This is a genomic window from Acinetobacter sp., assembly GCF_050285345.1.
In the GTDB taxonomy this organism is placed as follows: Bacteria; Pseudomonadota; Gammaproteobacteria; order Pseudomonadales; family Moraxellaceae; genus Acinetobacter.
The window spans coordinates 18987-35370 of sequence record NZ_JBLZXR010000022.1 but is presented as its reverse complement, the minus strand read 5'-3'; the positions used below and the strand labels follow the sequence as shown (position 1 = coordinate 35370).

Here is a 16384-nt window from a genome sequence, read left to right as displayed (position 1 = left end):
ATGCAGTGAGTTGCAGCAAACACATCCTAAGATCTTTTATTTAAGATATTTTTTAAGGTATTTCATTTAATGCAAGTTGATAATTCCAAAGTTGATCTGTCCACTCTTACTCCCATGATGCAGCAATATATGTCAGTGAAAATGCAAAATCCGCATTCATTGATGTTTTATCGTATGGGTGATTTTTATGAGCTATTTTTTGAAGATGCGCATAAAGCAGCAAAACTTTTAGGAATCACCTTAACGCATCGCGGTAAAGCCAATGGCGAACCAATTCCGATGGCAGGCGTGCCCTATCATGCTGCGGAAGGTTATCTTGCCCGCTTGGTGAAAAAAGGCGAAACCGTTGTCATTTGTGAACAAATTGGAGAGGTCACAGGCAAAGGCCCTGTTGAGCGCGGCGTTGTACGTATCATCACACCAGGTACCCTGACTGACGATGCACTAATTGCCTCACATCAAAGTTCGAACTTGGTGGCTATCTGCTTGCAACAAAATCAAATCGGGATCGCATTGCTCGACTTAAGCGCAGGCATCTTTAAAGTTCAGCAAATGGATTATCAGCTTGAGCAACTTGCGATTGAACTATCGCGTTTAATGCCAAGTGAAATTTTAATTGATGAAGATCTGATTGATCCAAATATCGTTGAGCAAATTAAGCGTCAACTTGACTGCCCTGTAACCAAGCGTCCGAATGTTGATTTCAATTTAAATAACGCACAAAAAACCCTGTGTGATCAATTTGCAGTTTCTACACTGGCAGGTTTCGGTATCGACCATTTACCTTTAGCCAAAGCCGCTGCCGCTGCCTTAATTCACTACGCAAAAGTCACGCAAAAAACAGCATTGCCACATATTCGTAGCATTCAATTGGAACAAAGCACAGATTTCGTTGCACTTGATCCAGTGACTCGTCGCAATTTAGAACTGATTGATCCACTGTTTGAACATGGTACATCGTTATTCCAGTTGATTAATGACTGTCAAACAGCCATGGGTGGACGTTTACTCAGTCGCACACTAATGCAACCCTTACGTGACACAGCGCTCTTAGATGCACGTTTAGATGCCTCACAAGCCATGTTACAGGGCTATCATGAAGCACCTGTACGTTTGGTTTTGAAGGAAATTGGTGATATTGAACGTGTGCTGTCTCGTGTAGCTTTGGGTAGTGCTCGCCCTCGTGACCTCGTACAACTACGTCAGACCTGTGCACAGATTCCATTCCTGCGTCATGCACTTGAACCGATGATTCAAGCGTATCAATCTAAATTGATTGCACAACTAAATGATGAAATGGGCGACTTTCATGGCCTGCATCAACGCTTAATGTCAGCCATTGTGGAAAACCCGCCAGTCTTACTGCGTGATGGCAATGTAATTGCAGAAGGTTTTGATGCAGAACTAGATGAACTGCGTAAAATTCGAGATCATGCAGGTCAATTTCTTATTGATCTTGAAATTCAGGAACGTGAACAAACTGGTATATCAACCTTAAAAATCGGCTATAACCGTGTCAGTGGTTATTATATTGAATTAACTCGTGCACAAGCAGAACAAGCGCCGGATCATTATATTCGTCGCCAAACCCTTAAAAATGCAGAGCGTTATATCACGCCTGAACTCAAATCTTTTGAAGACAAAGTACTTTCTAGTGAGTCACGAGCACTCGCACGTGAAAAAATACTGTTTGAAATGCTACTTGATGAGTTACGCACGGATATCGGTAACTTACAAATGATGAGTGCGGCTATTGCACAAATTGATGTCATGGCCAATTTTGCCCATCAGGCCCGCTTGCGTAACTGGATACGTCCAGAATATAGCCCAGAAGTGGGGATTAAAATTAAGGCGGGGCGCCACCCTGTGGTTGAGTCACTGAGTAAAACGGCTTTTACCCCAAACGATACTACTTTAGATTTTAATCATCGTATGGCGATCATTACAGGGCCGAACATGGGTGGTAAATCGACCTTCATGCGTCAAACTGCATTGATTGCCCTACTCGCTTACTGCGGTAGTTTTGTACCGGCTCAATCTGCGGTGCTTGGCCCCATCGACCGAATATTTACTCGTATTGGCTCTGCGGATGACTTATCTACGGGTAAATCAACCTTTATGGTGGAAATGACCGAAACCTCACAAATTCTGCATCATGCAACCAATCAATCCTTAGTCTTAATGGATGAAGTGGGTCGTGGCACCAGTACTTATGATGGTTTGTCACTTGCTTGGGCCTGTGTGCTCGATTTAACACGACGAATTAAATGTTTATGCCTATTTGCAACGCATTATTTTGAACTCACCGAGCTGGGTAAAGATGCCAATATTGATAATTATCATGTAACGGCGCGCGAGTTGAATGGTAACCTCATTCTACTTCATAAAGTGCAACAAGGGCCTGCAAGTCAAAGTCATGGTCTACAAGTGGCTAAACTCGCAGGTATTCCTGCCGCAGTGATTAAAGAAGCACAGAACCGTCTTCGAATTTTGGAGACTCAACAAAAACAGCAACAAAATACCGCGGTTCAAACCGATCTGTTTGCGGAAATTTCAGAGCCTGAGATTATCGAACGCGTGGTTGAAGTTGAGAAGACCTCTCCTGCTTTAGATGCATTAAGTGACTTAGATGTCGATAATCTAACGCCTAGAGAAGCCTTGCAACAATTGTATGCGCTAAAAGACCTGCTCAAAGCCTAAAACCATACATCATAAAAAAGCTCCGATATCGGAGCTTTTTTATGTCTTCACTTTTATACTCAATAAAATTTAAGAATATTGATGAAAAATCTGATTTTTATTCAGCCATAATCAATCTGAGTGACATCAACATATCAGTCGATCAAGAGAAATAAGGAATTAAACCGAGTTAAATTTAAGAATTAAATTTATGCAATTTATCAAGTTTTTGCGTATGATTCTCATTACATCATATTTTTACACGAATTGTTCAGTTTTTAGGGATTTTAACAGCACTGCATATAATAATTATCAATAAAAGGAATTGTTAGTTATGCTATTTTTTGCCTAAAATAGACTATTCGTTATTAGAACCATATTTTTAGGTAGCCGTCGCCATGACCTTTGTTGTCACTGAAAACTGTATTAAATGTAAATATCAAGATTGCGTAGAAGTTTGCCCTGTTGACTGTTTCTACGAAGGCCCGAACTTCCTTGTTATTAATCCAGACGAATGTATCGACTGCGCACTATGTGAGCCTGAATGTCCAGCAAATGCCATTTTCTCTGAAGATGAGTTACCTGAAGGTCAGGAAGTGTTTATTGAGCTCAATACTGAACTTTCTCAAAAATGGCCAAATATCACTCAAATTGGCGATCAACCCGCAGATCGTGAAGAATGGAACGGAAAAGCTGATAAATTACAATATCTTGAAAAGTAATTTTTAGGCTTCACAAAAAAGATCAGCATATGCTGATCTTTTTTTATACTGAAAGCACACATTTCATTGCAATTTATTCAAATTTTCTCACGAAATTTAGATTAAAATAGAACGAGTTTATAAATTATTGATTTCTATAATGAAGCATTTACTCAAGGGATTATTGTCCGTTGCAATACTCCCTATTGTTTTTGTTGGATGTACCACTTCGCCACAAAAACAAGGACACACTATTACAACTCCCGACGGTAAACGTATTTACATTCCTCAAGAAAAGGTCACCTCAACACGACATGTCGCACCCAAAGTGGTGCCTTATGCCTACAACTCATGGGTTGCCTTTTCAAATAATTTACACCAAGTACGTGAATATGAAGTCTTCTTAGAAAGAAATGGTGTGGGCAACATCATTCCATCTTTCGAATTGATGCGTACCGCACGCGACTGGCAAAAATGTGGCCGTTCAGAATATATGGTGCCGAATCGTGAACTTTGGAAAAACCAAATTGCGACCTTACGCGTATTTAAATATCTTGTTGCGGCAAATGTTTTGACAGATTTCGAAGTGACTTCTGTATACCGTGATCTACCATTAAATCAATGTGCAGGTGGTGCTAGTTCCTCACGTCATCTCTATAACGCTGCAATTGACTTCCGTATTGGGCCTGCTTATCCACAACCTGAAGACTATACCTATATCGAAAATACGAAATTCCGTTTGTGCCAATTTTGGTCTCAACACGGTCAAACTTTAAATATGGGTCTTGGCTTATATGCATCAGGACAAATCCACATCGATACGCAAGGTTATCGTACTTGGGGACCAGATCATTCTAGTCGCTCCTCAATGTGTAATTACTAAAGAATGACAAATAAATGACAAGGCCTCTTCGGAGGTCTTTTTTGTGCATAAAAACCACAAATACGGAACAATAAATTGCGCTAACAGTGGAAAGGGTTAAAATGCTTGCATCAAAAATGAGGTGCTAAAATATGCAACAAATGTGGACAGACATTGATGCTTACATCGATTCACATTTAATTCCGGAAGATCCTGTTCTGACTCAAACGCTCAAACATACCGATGAACGTGGTTTTCCCGATCATCTTGCTGTCGCAGCAAACCAAGGTATGCTGCTGCAAATGTTAATCCAGATGAATAACTGCAAACGTGTACTAGAGCTTGGAACTTTCGCCGCATATAGCACGATGTGGTTGGCACGTGCCCTACCTAAAGATGGCTATATTTTAACTATTGAAGGTCGTGATACCCACGCAGCCCTTGGTCAAGAAAATATCGACAATGCTAAACTGCCACAAACTATTGATCTCAAATGTGGCCGCGCTGCCGATATTCTTCGCGAACTTCCAGAAGAGACAGAACCTTTCGATTTTATTTTTGTCGATGCAGACAAACAAAGCTATCCTGAATATCTTGAATTGAGCTTAAACCTATCACATTCAGGCACTGTGATTGTGCTAGATAATGTGATTCGTGCTGGCGATATTCTTAATCCTGAGAATCATAAGCCAAGCATTGAGGGTATTCGCGATATGTTTAAAGCGATGCAAAACAATCCGCGTATTTTATCGTGCACAGCTCTACAGACTGTGGGCTGCAAAGGTCATGATGGTTTTGCCATTGCGATTGTAAAATAATCTAAAATCTTTTTTGATTTTTACTTCTCGCATAAAGGATAAAAAACACACAACACAATATTATTATTCAAATACAATAACTTAAAAACATTGCACACAGAGTTATCCACAATATATGAGGATAACTCTGATTATTTTAAATACAAATACTAGACTTTAATGTCAATCATTTTGCCGTTCATCTCTCACATTATGAGGTGAAAAATTTCGTTCATTTCACTACAAGTAAAGGTACAGTTGAATTCCTAAATATACTGGTCGCAATGCTGCCTAGGAAGAACTGATGAATCTTACTGTGACTAAATGCGCCCAATACAATTAATTGAATCGCATGTTCTTGTTGATAATTCAAAATATTTTCTGCCACATCTCCATAGCGGTATTCTGTAATTACATCCAGCCCAGCATTGGTCAAATAATTTTTTGGATCATCTAAAATTTGTGGATGGTCACCAACATAGACCAAATGGCATTGTAAAAGGCGCAATAAATCACTTTGTCCAACACGTTTCATTAAATCGACGCAAGTTGGAGAATATTCATAGGCAAAAATAAAGCGAGTTGGCGGCTTAAAGGTCGGGCCTACTGTCATCACGGTACAACTTGCACCACGGATAAAGTTTTCGACATTACTCCCTAGTGGTTTATTACGTTCCGCTGAACGCTCACCCACACGACCGATGACTACAATGTCATCGGATTGAAGAACATTAAAACTTTGTTCTAAAAAATCGCCTTTTTCCTGAATCAAAGAAGATTTAATCCCATGCTTGGTTTCAATCATTTCTGAGATATGTTTGAGCAAGTTATTGCTATAGTCCAAAGCCAATTCACTTTGTTTTTGCTCAAGTTCTGCAAGTTCTTTGAGTAGCATGGCATTACTTTCGAATCCAATAACACCACTAATTTCACCGAGATGATAACTTGCAGGATAATAATCAAGTACTTGGAGCAAGACCAGTTCACGATGGGTTTGTTTAGCCACCCAAGCAGCCGCGTCTGCTAACGCATTAATGCATGGAGAAGAGTCGATACATGCGATAACTCGTTTCATGATTAGCCCTCGTATTTTTTATTGCTTGGCTATAAAAGTTGTTTGTTATTTTTAACTTAACACAACTCTGTTTCAGAGTGCATGCATTTGTGTAAGCAGAAAAGAGATTTTTTAACCAATTAACACTCAATTAGTCACGATATCGAATGAATTTTGCTGGATTTCCTGCAACGATTGCACGCGTTTCTATATTCTTGGTCACCATACTATTCATACCAACCACGGCATGTGCACCAATATGAATACCATCTTTAATACCAACATGTGCCCCCAACCAAACATCTTTCTCAATTTCAATGCCTTGAGAACGTACAGATTGTTGGTAAACAGGCAGGTCTAAATCGACCCCATGGTCAAATGCATACAAATGACAATATGCAGCGATACGCACTTGGTCATGCAATTTAATCCCGACCCGCCCGCCATCTAATATGCAATGATGGTTAATCGCCACTTCATTCCCTATTTCCAAAGGGCCGTGTAATGTGCAATCTGCTGCAATAAAAGTATTGTCACCAATCACAATCTTGCGACCGGGTTCTGCAAAGATATGTGCTAAAGGTGAAATAAAGCAGTTTTGACCTATTTCTACGGTTTCCATGGCTTGTAAATAGGCTTGGTATTCTTGTTGCCATGCTTCTGCCCATACCCGATTTTTTGGTTTAAGAGACCAATACAGCCATGGCATATAATTTAAACGATGTTTATGCTGTTCACGATATTTTAATAATGGATCGATCTCACTCATCATTTTCATCCTCAATGATATGTAGCAACTCACGACCTCTAGTGACATCCTGAATTTTTAATTTTAATGGATCGATTTGATGAATCTGTAAGGCTGCCTCAACACGAACACCGGTCGCTGTGTATTCTTCAGTAAATTCAATATTCTGTTGATTAAGTTCATATTGAAAAATTGCCCATTCATTAAATTGACATTGGAAATGAACTTTTTTCTTTTCGATCAGTTCGATCTTCTCAGCCAATAATAAGCATTGACCTGCACAGCCACCATAAGCTCGAACTAAGCCACCTGTACCTAATTTAATACCGCCATACCAACGATTGACTAAGACCAAAACATTGGTTAATTCATTGCCTTCAATTGTCGCTAAGATGGGTCGCCCTGCTGTGCCTGATGGTTCGCCATCATCATTAAAACGTACCGTATGGCCAATCTTCCATGCCCAACATTGATGTGTGGTTGAAGGGTCTTTATTGGCTTCTAGAAAATCTTTTACGGCCTGCTCATTTTCAACAGGAACTGCGATTGCCTGAAAACGACTTTTCTTAATGTCTTCTTCAAAACTAACCTGTGCAGCAAGAGTAAATGGCATAACTTTAATCAATCCTTATTCAACCGCTATTATAACGTTTTTTGAATAACTTAGAGATTTAAAAAGCCTCCGCAGAGGATAATGCTGATCAGTTAAGGAAATTCGGGTTATTTATTACCCTAAATTTCCTTATATTTGGATTTAAAGTGAGCTAAATTTACGTCTTACTGACCTTATTTTTAACTTTTAAATCCTTAACTGACTGGCATTATCCGCAGAGGAGGCTTTATGGCGTAGATTAACGCTCTCGCAAGGCTTCTTGCGCCTTATTAAATGGTTTGACTAAGTATTCAAGTACGGTTTTTGAACCTGTTCGAATATCAACGGTTGCCACCATACCTGGCGTAATACTGTAATTTTTTCCATCTTTATTGGTAAGTTTATCGCTATCAGTACGAATATACACACGATAATAGAACTGATCTTGCTTCACTTCATCACGCAAAGTATCTGGTGAAATCACCGTAACTTTACCTTTTAAACCACCATAGATGGAGTAGTCATAGGCGGTAATTTTGACCAAAGCGTCCTGCCCCGGATGAATAAAGGCAATATCGCGTGGCGAAATTCGTGCTTCCACCAATAACTTTTCATCCAGTGGCACAATGGTCATGAGCTTACCATTTTGTGGAATCACACCACCCAAAGTCATCACATCAATTTCTTTTACCACACCACGTACTGGGGATTTAAATACAGTTCGACTTAAAGTATCTGATTTACCACGCACCACTTGTTGCTGCGACTCAATATCAGTATTGGCCTTAGACAATTCTTCACGCGCTTTGACTAAATATTGGTTACGCACATCATTTAACTGATTTTGTAAGTCATTTGCTGAACGTTTCAGACGCAGCACTTCAACTTCACTGGCAGCACCTTTTGCCACCAAAGGCTCTGTCATTGCCAATTCTTGCTGAATCAGAACCAAAGCTTGTTCTAAGCCAGCAACAGATTCATCTAAATTTGCGCGACGTGAATGATAAAGTGCAGTTTCTTCCTTTACCAATGCTGGAATTTTAAGTACTTCTTCTGGAAAAGTTAAAGGCGTTCCATTCACTTCAGCGCGTAAACGTGCAGCCGTTGCGCGTGATGCAACGAGTAAAGATTCACTTTCACCGACATTAGATTCAAAACGTGTAGGGTCGAGTTGAGCAAGTATTTGACCTTGTTCAACAATTTGACCTTCTTTCACATTCAGTTTGGTTAAAATCCCCCCTTCAAGCGATTGAATAATTTGTTCCTTCGAAGATGGAATGACTTTACCCGTACCTGTTGAGACTTCTTCTAATTTAAATAACCATGCCCAAATCAATAAAATCGCCAAGCCAATGGTAATAATCCAAATAATTAAACTGGCTTTCGGCAAAGGTGGTTCTTTAAAACTCACTTTAGTCGATCGTTGAATTTCTTGTTTATTTTCACTCATGATTTATGCCCCAGCCACATTTTTCTGTGCATTCTGATTCAAAATCTGATCACGAGGTCCATCCATGACAATTTTACCTTCATTGACTACAATAATTCGATCCACCAACTCAAGTACAGCACGGCGGTGCGTTGCAACCACCATCGTCCGGTTCTGTAAATACACTTTAAGATGATCAATTAGTTGTTTTTCAGAAACATCATCAATCGCTGCTGTAGGTTCATCCAGCAATAAAATATTCGGCTGACGAATTAATAAACGTGCAAGCAGCAAGGCTTGGCGTTGCCCGCCAGAGAAACCTACACCGCCTTCTAAAATAATATAATCCAGTCCTTCTTTTTTCTCTTGAATGAAATGAATAGCACCGGTGATTTTTAAGGCTTCAATGAGCTGCTCATCTGTCGCAAGCGGCGCACCTAAGGTTAAGTTTTCACGGATTGAACCATAAAATAGCTGCGCATTTTGATTCAGTAAGCCCATATCTCGACGTACATCAGCTGGGTCAATGAGTGAAAGGTCAATACCATCAAGCTCGATTTTGCCTTGTACTGGCGTTTGCATACCTGAAAGTAGTTGCAATAAAGTCGATTTCCCTGCGCCATTACGTCCTAAAATCGCAATTTTTTCACCGGCTTTAATTTCAAGTTTTGAAATAAACAAACTTGGTCTTGGATCATCTTCACCATATTTAAAAGACACACCGTTCAATTCATAATGACCATGAATTGCAGGCTTATGAATGAGATGCGAATAATCGGGCTGATCTACTGGTTTCTTCATGAGTTCATCCAGACCTGCTTTAGCAACCTTTGCTTGCTGAAGACGGCCCAAAACACCAGAAAGTGCAGAAATTGGAGCCAGCATTCGTGAAGATAAAATCGAACACGCCACCAAAGCACCTGTAGTCATTTCACCTTTCATCACCGCAAAACAGCCGACAAGTACGACAATCGCAAAAGTTAAACCTTGAACTTTTTGTGTCCATGCTGACATCAGGCCGACGATTTTACGTTGACGCATACTGACATCAGCCGAGACTTCATTCATATGGTTCCATTGGTTTTGGAAACGAGATTCTGCTCGTAATAACTTGATATCTTCTATGCCTTGCACAGATTCAACCAATAAAGCATTACGAATTGAAGATTCACGCATCCCCAATTGTGCCAATTCTGCCAATGGTTTCTGCGCAAGTATGCCCGGTATAACCATTAACGGTACAACCACCAACATCACCCAGAACAGGTTTCCACCAATTAACCAGAAAATAAACAGGAATAAGAAGAAAAACGGTAAATCTGCAATAGCCGTAACTGTGGTAGAAGTGACCATTTCACGGACCCCTTCTAATTCACGAATTTGTGAAATAAAACTCCCTGTCGATTTTGAACGCTCACTATTTTTAATTCTGAGTGCATGACCAAACACCCGATCTGAAATTTTTAAATCTGCACGCTTTCCAATAATATCTGACAAATAAATACGTGATACGCGTAGAGTAAATTCGAATATTGCAGCGATCAGTACACCACTTGCCAGCACCCATAAGGTCGGTACGGACTGTGACGGAATAACTCGGTCATAGACGTTCATTGAAAATAGAATCGTTGCCAGTGCCAGAATGTTGGCCATCAAAGATGCAAACATGATGTCGATATAACGTTTCCAATCTTTCAGAACAATCGACCAAAACCAATTTTTCTCAAACGGCTTAATATATTCGTCAACGCGCGCATCGGGAACGGATGATTCAGGACGCAGAATATAAATATTTCTTATGCCATGACTTAAAGCTTCCAGTGTAAAAACCTGTGATAAGCCTTCATCACCACTGAGTTGAACACTGGCATTGCCATCGATATCAATACGCTCAACAACACCAACCTCACCGCCAATGAACTCAACCAATACAGGTAAACGCCACGGGTTGAGCAAATTAATATCATATGTATTCTTACGAACATTTAAGCCAATTTGACGTGCCATAACAGCAATCAGATCATCTGCATTTTGATGTTGATCCCAATCGAGTTGCAAACGTATTCTTTCTTCGGAGGGTTCAATTCGGTAATGCTTGGCAATATTCAGAACGGCTTGAAGCCAAGGTTGATAATTTATGGTATTACTCATGGCTGAACTTCAAACCCCTGAATAGCTATATTATTAAGTTCATAAATATTGCGTGAACGGCCTGTGACTTGAATATATTGCGCAAGTGCTGAATAAATATCATATTGTGATGTTACAATTTCCTGAGCGGCACTATGAATGGCTTGTTCGGCATTCAGTAAGTCCACAACGGTTCTTGTACCTAATTTATATTGCTCTTGGTACAACTCTTTGGTTCGCACCGTTGTTTCTCTGCGTTGAACCAGTACAGACATCAGACGTTTTTTATTTTCAATCTGTTCACGAATCATGCGTACTTGATCAATCACATCCAAATACACGGTGTTAACTTGTGCCTTTGCCGCTTCTTCTGCATAACTGGCAGCACGTGTTTGTGCAGCTACAGCACCACCCTGATATAAATTACTTTTTGCTTCAAGCATGACCGAACTGTATAAGCCGCTGTCTTCATTATTATTTGGATTTCGCCCATTGACCGCTTGGCTCAAACTGCCTACAACATTTAAAGTGGGATACGCACTGAGTTTTGAATGTTGCTTTTGTAATTTTGCAACTTCTACACCCGCCTGTGCCTGCATCATCGTTGGGATCATTTTAAAATCGGGATCTTGATAGAGTTCTGCCGCTGTTAAGATTCGATCTGGAATCACCCAATTGATATTGGTCACATCAAAACCCAGTAAAGTTCTCAAACGTTGTTGAAATTGTTTTAATTGCGTTTCTTGCGTAATTAAATTAGATTCCGCTGCTTCTAAATTTGACTTCGCTTGAATTGGATCGGCTTGGCTACTGATACCAGCTGTTGCCCGTAGATTTGCAATCTCAGCAATTCGACTTATACCGCTAATTTGCTGATGCGCAATCTTAATGACTTCTTGATAACGTTTAATATTAATGATGGCATTTGCAACATCAAAAGAAACACCATCTAAACTGACCAACACATTGGCCTGTTCTTGCAGCATTTTAGCTTCTTCAATATCTACGACACTTTTGGTCTTACCAAAATCATAAAGCATTTGTGTCGCATTTAAAGAAATCAGCTGCCTTCCTCGCTCACCTTTGGTTAAATCAGCTGTATCTAAACCACCAGTAATTTGTGGATAATACGCCGCATTTGCCATATCAATATTGGCATTTTGCGAAGCAACAGAAGCAATACTTTGGGTAATTTCAGGACGGCGTTGTACTGCAATATGAATTGCATCAATAAAACTTAAATTTTTGGCAAGGGTATTAGGATTATAACTACCTATTTGCGCTCGCCCATAAGAGACCGCAGGCATTTCTTGTACCCGAGAAGTATCTAAATTAAATTTACTGAGCTGAGTAATATCGATTTTTTCAGCAGAAGGTTTGGGTTTATTAGGTAAAAATATCTTATCTAATGTTTTTTGAATTGTTCCTTGCGTGGTGCTCGTATCAGCCGCATGTACTAAACTTATAGAAAATGGTAACAATAATATATATAAAAAATTGCACTTATTCATATGCACATGCCCATTGACTGGACCTCTCATCTTTCGTAATTGCATGATTTAAGCAAGTCGTATTTTGAGTGGTAAGTATACTGAATTCTTATTATCTTTTTAAATTAATTGATCATTTTTTATCACATCAAAAATATAAACCTGTTAAATGATACGCAAATCATTCAACAGGGAATCATTTCATTCGACGTTTAAACAGTAAAATCATCACCCAAATAAACTTTACGTACCGTTTCATCTGCAAGTACTTCTTCAGGTGTTCCTTCTGCAATCACAGCACCTTCACTGACAATATAAGCATGTTCACAAATTGCCAATGTTTCACGCACATTATGATCGGTAATGAGAACGCCAATACCTCGATCTTTTAAGGTACGAATAATATCTTTAATATCACCCACCGAAATTGGATCGACACCAGCAAAAGGTTCATCAAGCAACATGAATTTTGGGTCAGCAGCGAGTGCACGTGCAATTTCTGCGCGTCGACGTTCACCACCCGAAACACTCATGCCCAATGAATCTTTAATATGGGTGATTTTAAAATCCGCCAATAACTCAGTTAAACGCTGTTGACGTTGTTGCTTATTTAAATCTTTACGGGTTTCTAAAATCGACATAATATTTTCAGAAATCGTTAATTTTCTAAAAATCGATGCCTCTTGTGGCAAATAACCAATTCCTTTGCGTGCACGCTCATGCATTGCCAAATCAGACAAATCAAGATCATCGAGATGAATCTCGCCTTTATCCATCCGAACTAAACCGACAACCATATAGAAACTGGTGGTTTTACCCGCACCATTAGGCCCAAGTAGCCCAACAATTTGCCCACTTTGCATGCTGAAAGACACATCCTTCACCACCCAACGCTTACTATAGTTTTTGGCTAAATGCTTAATGCATAGCGTCTGTACTTGTGGTGTGTCTTGCATTAATCACGCGCTCCTGGGAATGACTTCGAGCTGGATGGCGGAATTACAATTTCTACACGACCTGATGGTGAACCCGTTTTATTTGGCGTACCTTCAGCCACAATATCACCTTTATTCATACTGTATTTCAAAGTATTACCACGAATGCTTGCACCATCTTGTTGTAATGACGCATTGCCTGACATAGTAATGATGCCTGTTTCTGCATTATAAAGAATTTTTTGTGCCTGACCTTTCACAAATCCTTTGGCTGGATCTACTTTTTGCTGAAAATGTGCAGGGCCGCCTGTAGCTGTAATGGTGCTAATCTGCTTCTTGCTATTCAAGTTGGCTACAATTGAGTTGGCCTGAAGTTTCATTGTCCCTTGTTCAATGATGACATTACCTGTGTAGGTGGTAATACCTGTTTTGTCATTGAAAGTAGCACGGTCCGCAACCAATGAAATGGGTTGATTACGGTCAGAAGGCAAGGCAAATGCCGCAACCGAGCATAAAGCCAGTGAACCGAGTAGCGCTGCGCGTTTTAGGAAAGTTTTAGGCGTTTTTCGATTAAGATTATGGTTCATACTTTCCTCGAATATTAAAAAATTCGTATTGACCGTCATTTAAATTGGCCTTTAAGCCTTGGCTCACAAATTCTGCTTGAGGCGATAACACTGTAACGGTCTTATCGGTTTCAATTACTTTTAACTTTGGAAATGCGGTAAGCTCCTCGGTATGGAACTCCATTTTTCCATCGCGTATAAGTTTTGTCGCAACCACCTGATCACTTAGAATGACTTTTTCATTGTCATTCATCCCCTTTGCTTGTTTCGCAAAGAAGGTCGCATCGACTGCGCCATCTTTATAAGTAGAAGCATTTAAATTGACTAAATATGAAGTCTGTTTCTGCAAATCTTGCTCAAGACGATCCACTGTAGCACGAAGATTCAGCTTCCCCTGCTCATCGGTTTGAGTCAGGTTAATGTTCTCGGCAGAGTACGTCATATTCTTCGATGAATCGACCTGAAGCTTATTACTCTTACCACCGAAATAGTAGTAACCACCGCTTATTGCTGCGATTACCACAGCTGTCACATATAAAACTTTAGTATCCATAAGCGGAGATTCGACCCAATGATTGCATCATTAAATTATTAATAAGGTGCACTTGCATATTTTTCAAGTAGTTCTTGGTATACACCTTTAGATACCAACAGCATATCGCAGATTTCGCGTACTGCACCACGACCACCCATAGATTGAGTCACAAGGTCTGCACGGCGACGAACTTCTAAATGACCATTTGGCACAGTGACCTTCATCCCTGCAATAGCGAATGCAGAAAGATCCGGCCAATCATCACCCATATATAAGCAATCTGCCGGGTCAATATCAAACTGAGCACATGCTTCGGTCAAAGCTACGCCTTTATCTTCACGGCCTTGGAATACCAAATCTACACCAAGGTCAGACATGCGTTTTTCAACAATATTACTTTTACGCCCAGTAATAATAATGACTTTAACACCCGCTTTCTGAACTAGTTTCATACCGAGTCCATCACGAATATCAAAAGATTTAATCTCGTCTCCACTGTTGGTCAGTGTGACAAAACCATCACTTAAAATTCCATCTACATCCAGTACCAGTGCTTTTACGTGACGTGCTTGTTCTAGCAATACATACGATGCCATTTTCTTAATTTACCCCAGCCTGAATCAGATCGTGCATGCTGATAATACCAATGACTTTATTAGCATCATCAACAACAACAAATTGTGTAATTTTCTTTTCATTCATACGTTCAAGTGCTAATACTGCACGCGCTTCTTCAGAAATAGTCAGTGGATTTTGAATCATCACTTCTGACACTTTCATATTGACATCAAAACCTTGTTGTTTATCAATCAAACGACGTAAATCACCATCGGTGAAAATACCGAGCAACTTATCGTCCGCATCCACAATCGTGGTTAAGCCCAAACGCTTATCAGAAATTTCATACAAGACTTTATTCATTGGTGTATCTGGTGAGACTTTTGGCAAGTCTTCACCTCTATGCATTAAATGTTTTACATGCAATAACAAACGTTTGCCTAATGCACCTGCCGGATGAGAACGGGCAAAATCATCTGATGTAAAACCACGCGCATCCAGTAACGCGACTGCTAACGCATCACCCAATGCTAATGTTGCTGTAGTACTTGAAGTCGGTGCTAAACCTAGTGGACATGCTTCTTGGATATCACCCAACGTTAACGCAACATCTGCATTTTGTGGCATTGGGCCTTTGTCATCACCACTAATAGTAATCAGCGGCACACCAAGATGTTTGATTAATGGCATTAACATCATGATTTCATCACTCTTACCAGAGTTTGAAATCGCAATTAGCACATCACCACTGACCAACATCCCCAAGTCACCATGACCTGCTTCACCCGGATGCATAAAGAATGACGGTGTGCCTGTTGAGGCAAATGTTGCCGCCATTTTACGACCAATATGCCCCGATTTACCCATACCCGTAATGACTAAACGACCACGGCAGAGCAAAATGTATTCACATGCACGGTCAAAACGTTCATCAATTTGTGTCGCTAAAACCTGTAAAGCTTGTTCTTCTATACGCAAAGTCTCTAACGCGACTTTTTGAAAATCAATTGGATTGGGCATATTTTGTGGATTCAAAGTGTTCACACCTTTCTAACTCTGAAAACAGAGTTAACCTTCAATAGGATTTAAGAAAATTTCGGCCATTTTAGCATAACTAACAAAGTTCTACGTTTCAAAATGTTCATGGCAAATGTAATGAATGTCATTATTTTCAATGTTTGAAACAAAAAAAATCCTTATCTTTCGATAAGGATTTTTTCGTATTCTGGAGCGGGAAAGGAGACTCGAACTCCCGACCCCAACCTTGGCAAGGTTATGCTCTACCAACTGAGCTATTCCCGCAATGAG

The 16384-nt window shown here is 39.9% G+C and carries 15 protein-coding genes and 1 tRNA gene; 4 read left to right on the top strand and 12 right to left on the bottom strand.

The genetic code is table 11. The features are described from left to right. Positions 1–69 precede the first annotated feature (69 nt). The 4 genes from mutS to ACN6OV_RS01895 all read left to right on the top strand — a co-directional run bounded on the left by mutS (position 70) and on the right by ACN6OV_RS01895 (position 5060). Complete coding sequence (mutS, locus tag ACN6OV_RS01910) at positions 70–2700, top strand: DNA mismatch repair protein MutS (RefSeq protein ID WP_427949178.1); 2631 nt, start codon at positions 70–72, stop codon at positions 2698–2700. A gap of 377 nt (positions 2701–3077) precedes the next feature. Continuing rightward, complete coding sequence (gene fdxA / locus ACN6OV_RS01905; protein ID WP_004651686.1) at positions 3078–3401, top strand: ferredoxin FdxA; 324 nt, start codon at positions 3078–3080, stop codon at positions 3399–3401. Positions 3402–3540: 139 nt separating this feature from the next. Further along, complete coding sequence (locus ACN6OV_RS01900) at positions 3541–4263, top strand: D-Ala-D-Ala carboxypeptidase family metallohydrolase (protein ID WP_427949176.1); 723 nt, start codon at positions 3541–3543, stop codon at positions 4261–4263. Positions 4264–4394: 131 nt separating this feature from the next. Continuing rightward, complete coding sequence (locus tag ACN6OV_RS01895) at positions 4395–5060, top strand: O-methyltransferase (RefSeq protein ID WP_427949174.1); 666 nt, start codon at positions 4395–4397, stop codon at positions 5058–5060. A gap of 211 nt (positions 5061–5271) precedes the next feature. Here ACN6OV_RS01895 and ACN6OV_RS01890 read toward each other — a convergent pair whose 3' ends face one another. The 12 genes from ACN6OV_RS01890 to ACN6OV_RS01835 all read right to left on the bottom strand — a co-directional run bounded on the left by ACN6OV_RS01890 (position 5272) and on the right by ACN6OV_RS01835 (position 16378). Continuing rightward, positions 5272–6114 carry a universal stress protein gene (locus ACN6OV_RS01890; protein ID WP_427949173.1) on the bottom strand — a complete coding sequence of 281 codons (843 nt, stop codon included), beginning with the start codon at positions 6112–6114 and terminating at the stop codon, positions 5272–5274. Between the two features lie 130 nt (positions 6115–6244). Further along, entirely contained in the window at positions 6245–6862 is a 618-nt protein-coding gene (locus ACN6OV_RS01885; protein WP_427949204.1) for an acyltransferase, read from the bottom strand. Further along, positions 6855–7454, bottom strand: a complete 600-nt coding sequence (locus ACN6OV_RS01880) for an IMPACT family protein (RefSeq protein ID WP_427949171.1) — start codon at positions 7452–7454, stop codon at positions 6855–6857. Before ACN6OV_RS01880 ends, ACN6OV_RS01885 begins: the two co-directional genes overlap by 8 nt. 238 nt (positions 7455–7692) lie before the next feature. Continuing rightward, the gene (locus tag ACN6OV_RS01875) at positions 7693–8883 is read right to left on the bottom strand and encodes an HlyD family type I secretion periplasmic adaptor subunit (protein ID WP_427949169.1); all 1191 of its coding nucleotides are present in this window, start codon (positions 8881–8883) and stop codon (positions 7693–7695) included. Between the two features lie 3 nt (positions 8884–8886). Next, positions 8887–11013, bottom strand: a complete 2127-nt coding sequence (locus tag ACN6OV_RS01870) for a type I secretion system permease/ATPase (RefSeq protein WP_427949168.1) — start codon at positions 11011–11013, stop codon at positions 8887–8889. Further along, complete coding sequence (locus tag ACN6OV_RS01865) at positions 11010–12548, bottom strand: TolC family protein (RefSeq protein WP_427949166.1); 1539 nt, start codon at positions 12546–12548, stop codon at positions 11010–11012. Before ACN6OV_RS01865 ends, ACN6OV_RS01870 begins: the two co-directional genes overlap by 4 nt. Positions 12549–12694: 146 nt before the next feature. After that, positions 12695–13438 (bottom strand): LPS export ABC transporter ATP-binding protein, encoded by a 744-nt coding sequence (gene lptB / locus ACN6OV_RS01860; protein WP_427949165.1) that lies wholly within the window; start codon positions 13436–13438, stop codon positions 12695–12697. After that, positions 13438–14004 (bottom strand): lipopolysaccharide transport periplasmic protein LptA, encoded by a 567-nt coding sequence (gene lptA, locus ACN6OV_RS01855; RefSeq protein WP_427949163.1) that lies wholly within the window; start codon positions 14002–14004, stop codon positions 13438–13440. Before lptA ends, lptB begins: the two co-directional genes overlap by 1 nt. Beyond that, on the bottom strand, positions 13994–14536 hold the full coding sequence (gene lptC / locus ACN6OV_RS01850) for an LPS export ABC transporter periplasmic protein LptC (protein WP_427949161.1): 543 nt from the start codon (positions 14534–14536) through the stop codon (positions 13994–13996). Before lptC ends, lptA begins: the two co-directional genes overlap by 11 nt. A gap of 38 nt (positions 14537–14574) precedes the next feature. Then, a complete protein-coding gene (locus ACN6OV_RS01845) occupies positions 14575–15114 on the bottom strand; it encodes a KdsC family phosphatase (RefSeq protein WP_427949159.1) in 540 nt (179 codons plus the stop codon). Positions 15115–15118: 4 nt separating this feature from the next. After that, positions 15119–16096, bottom strand: a complete 978-nt coding sequence (locus ACN6OV_RS01840; RefSeq protein WP_427949202.1) for a KpsF/GutQ family sugar-phosphate isomerase — start codon at positions 16094–16096, stop codon at positions 15119–15121. 206 nt (positions 16097–16302) lie between these two features. Further along, a tRNA-Gly gene (locus ACN6OV_RS01835) sits at positions 16303–16378 on the bottom strand. Positions 16379–16384 lie beyond the last annotated feature (6 nt).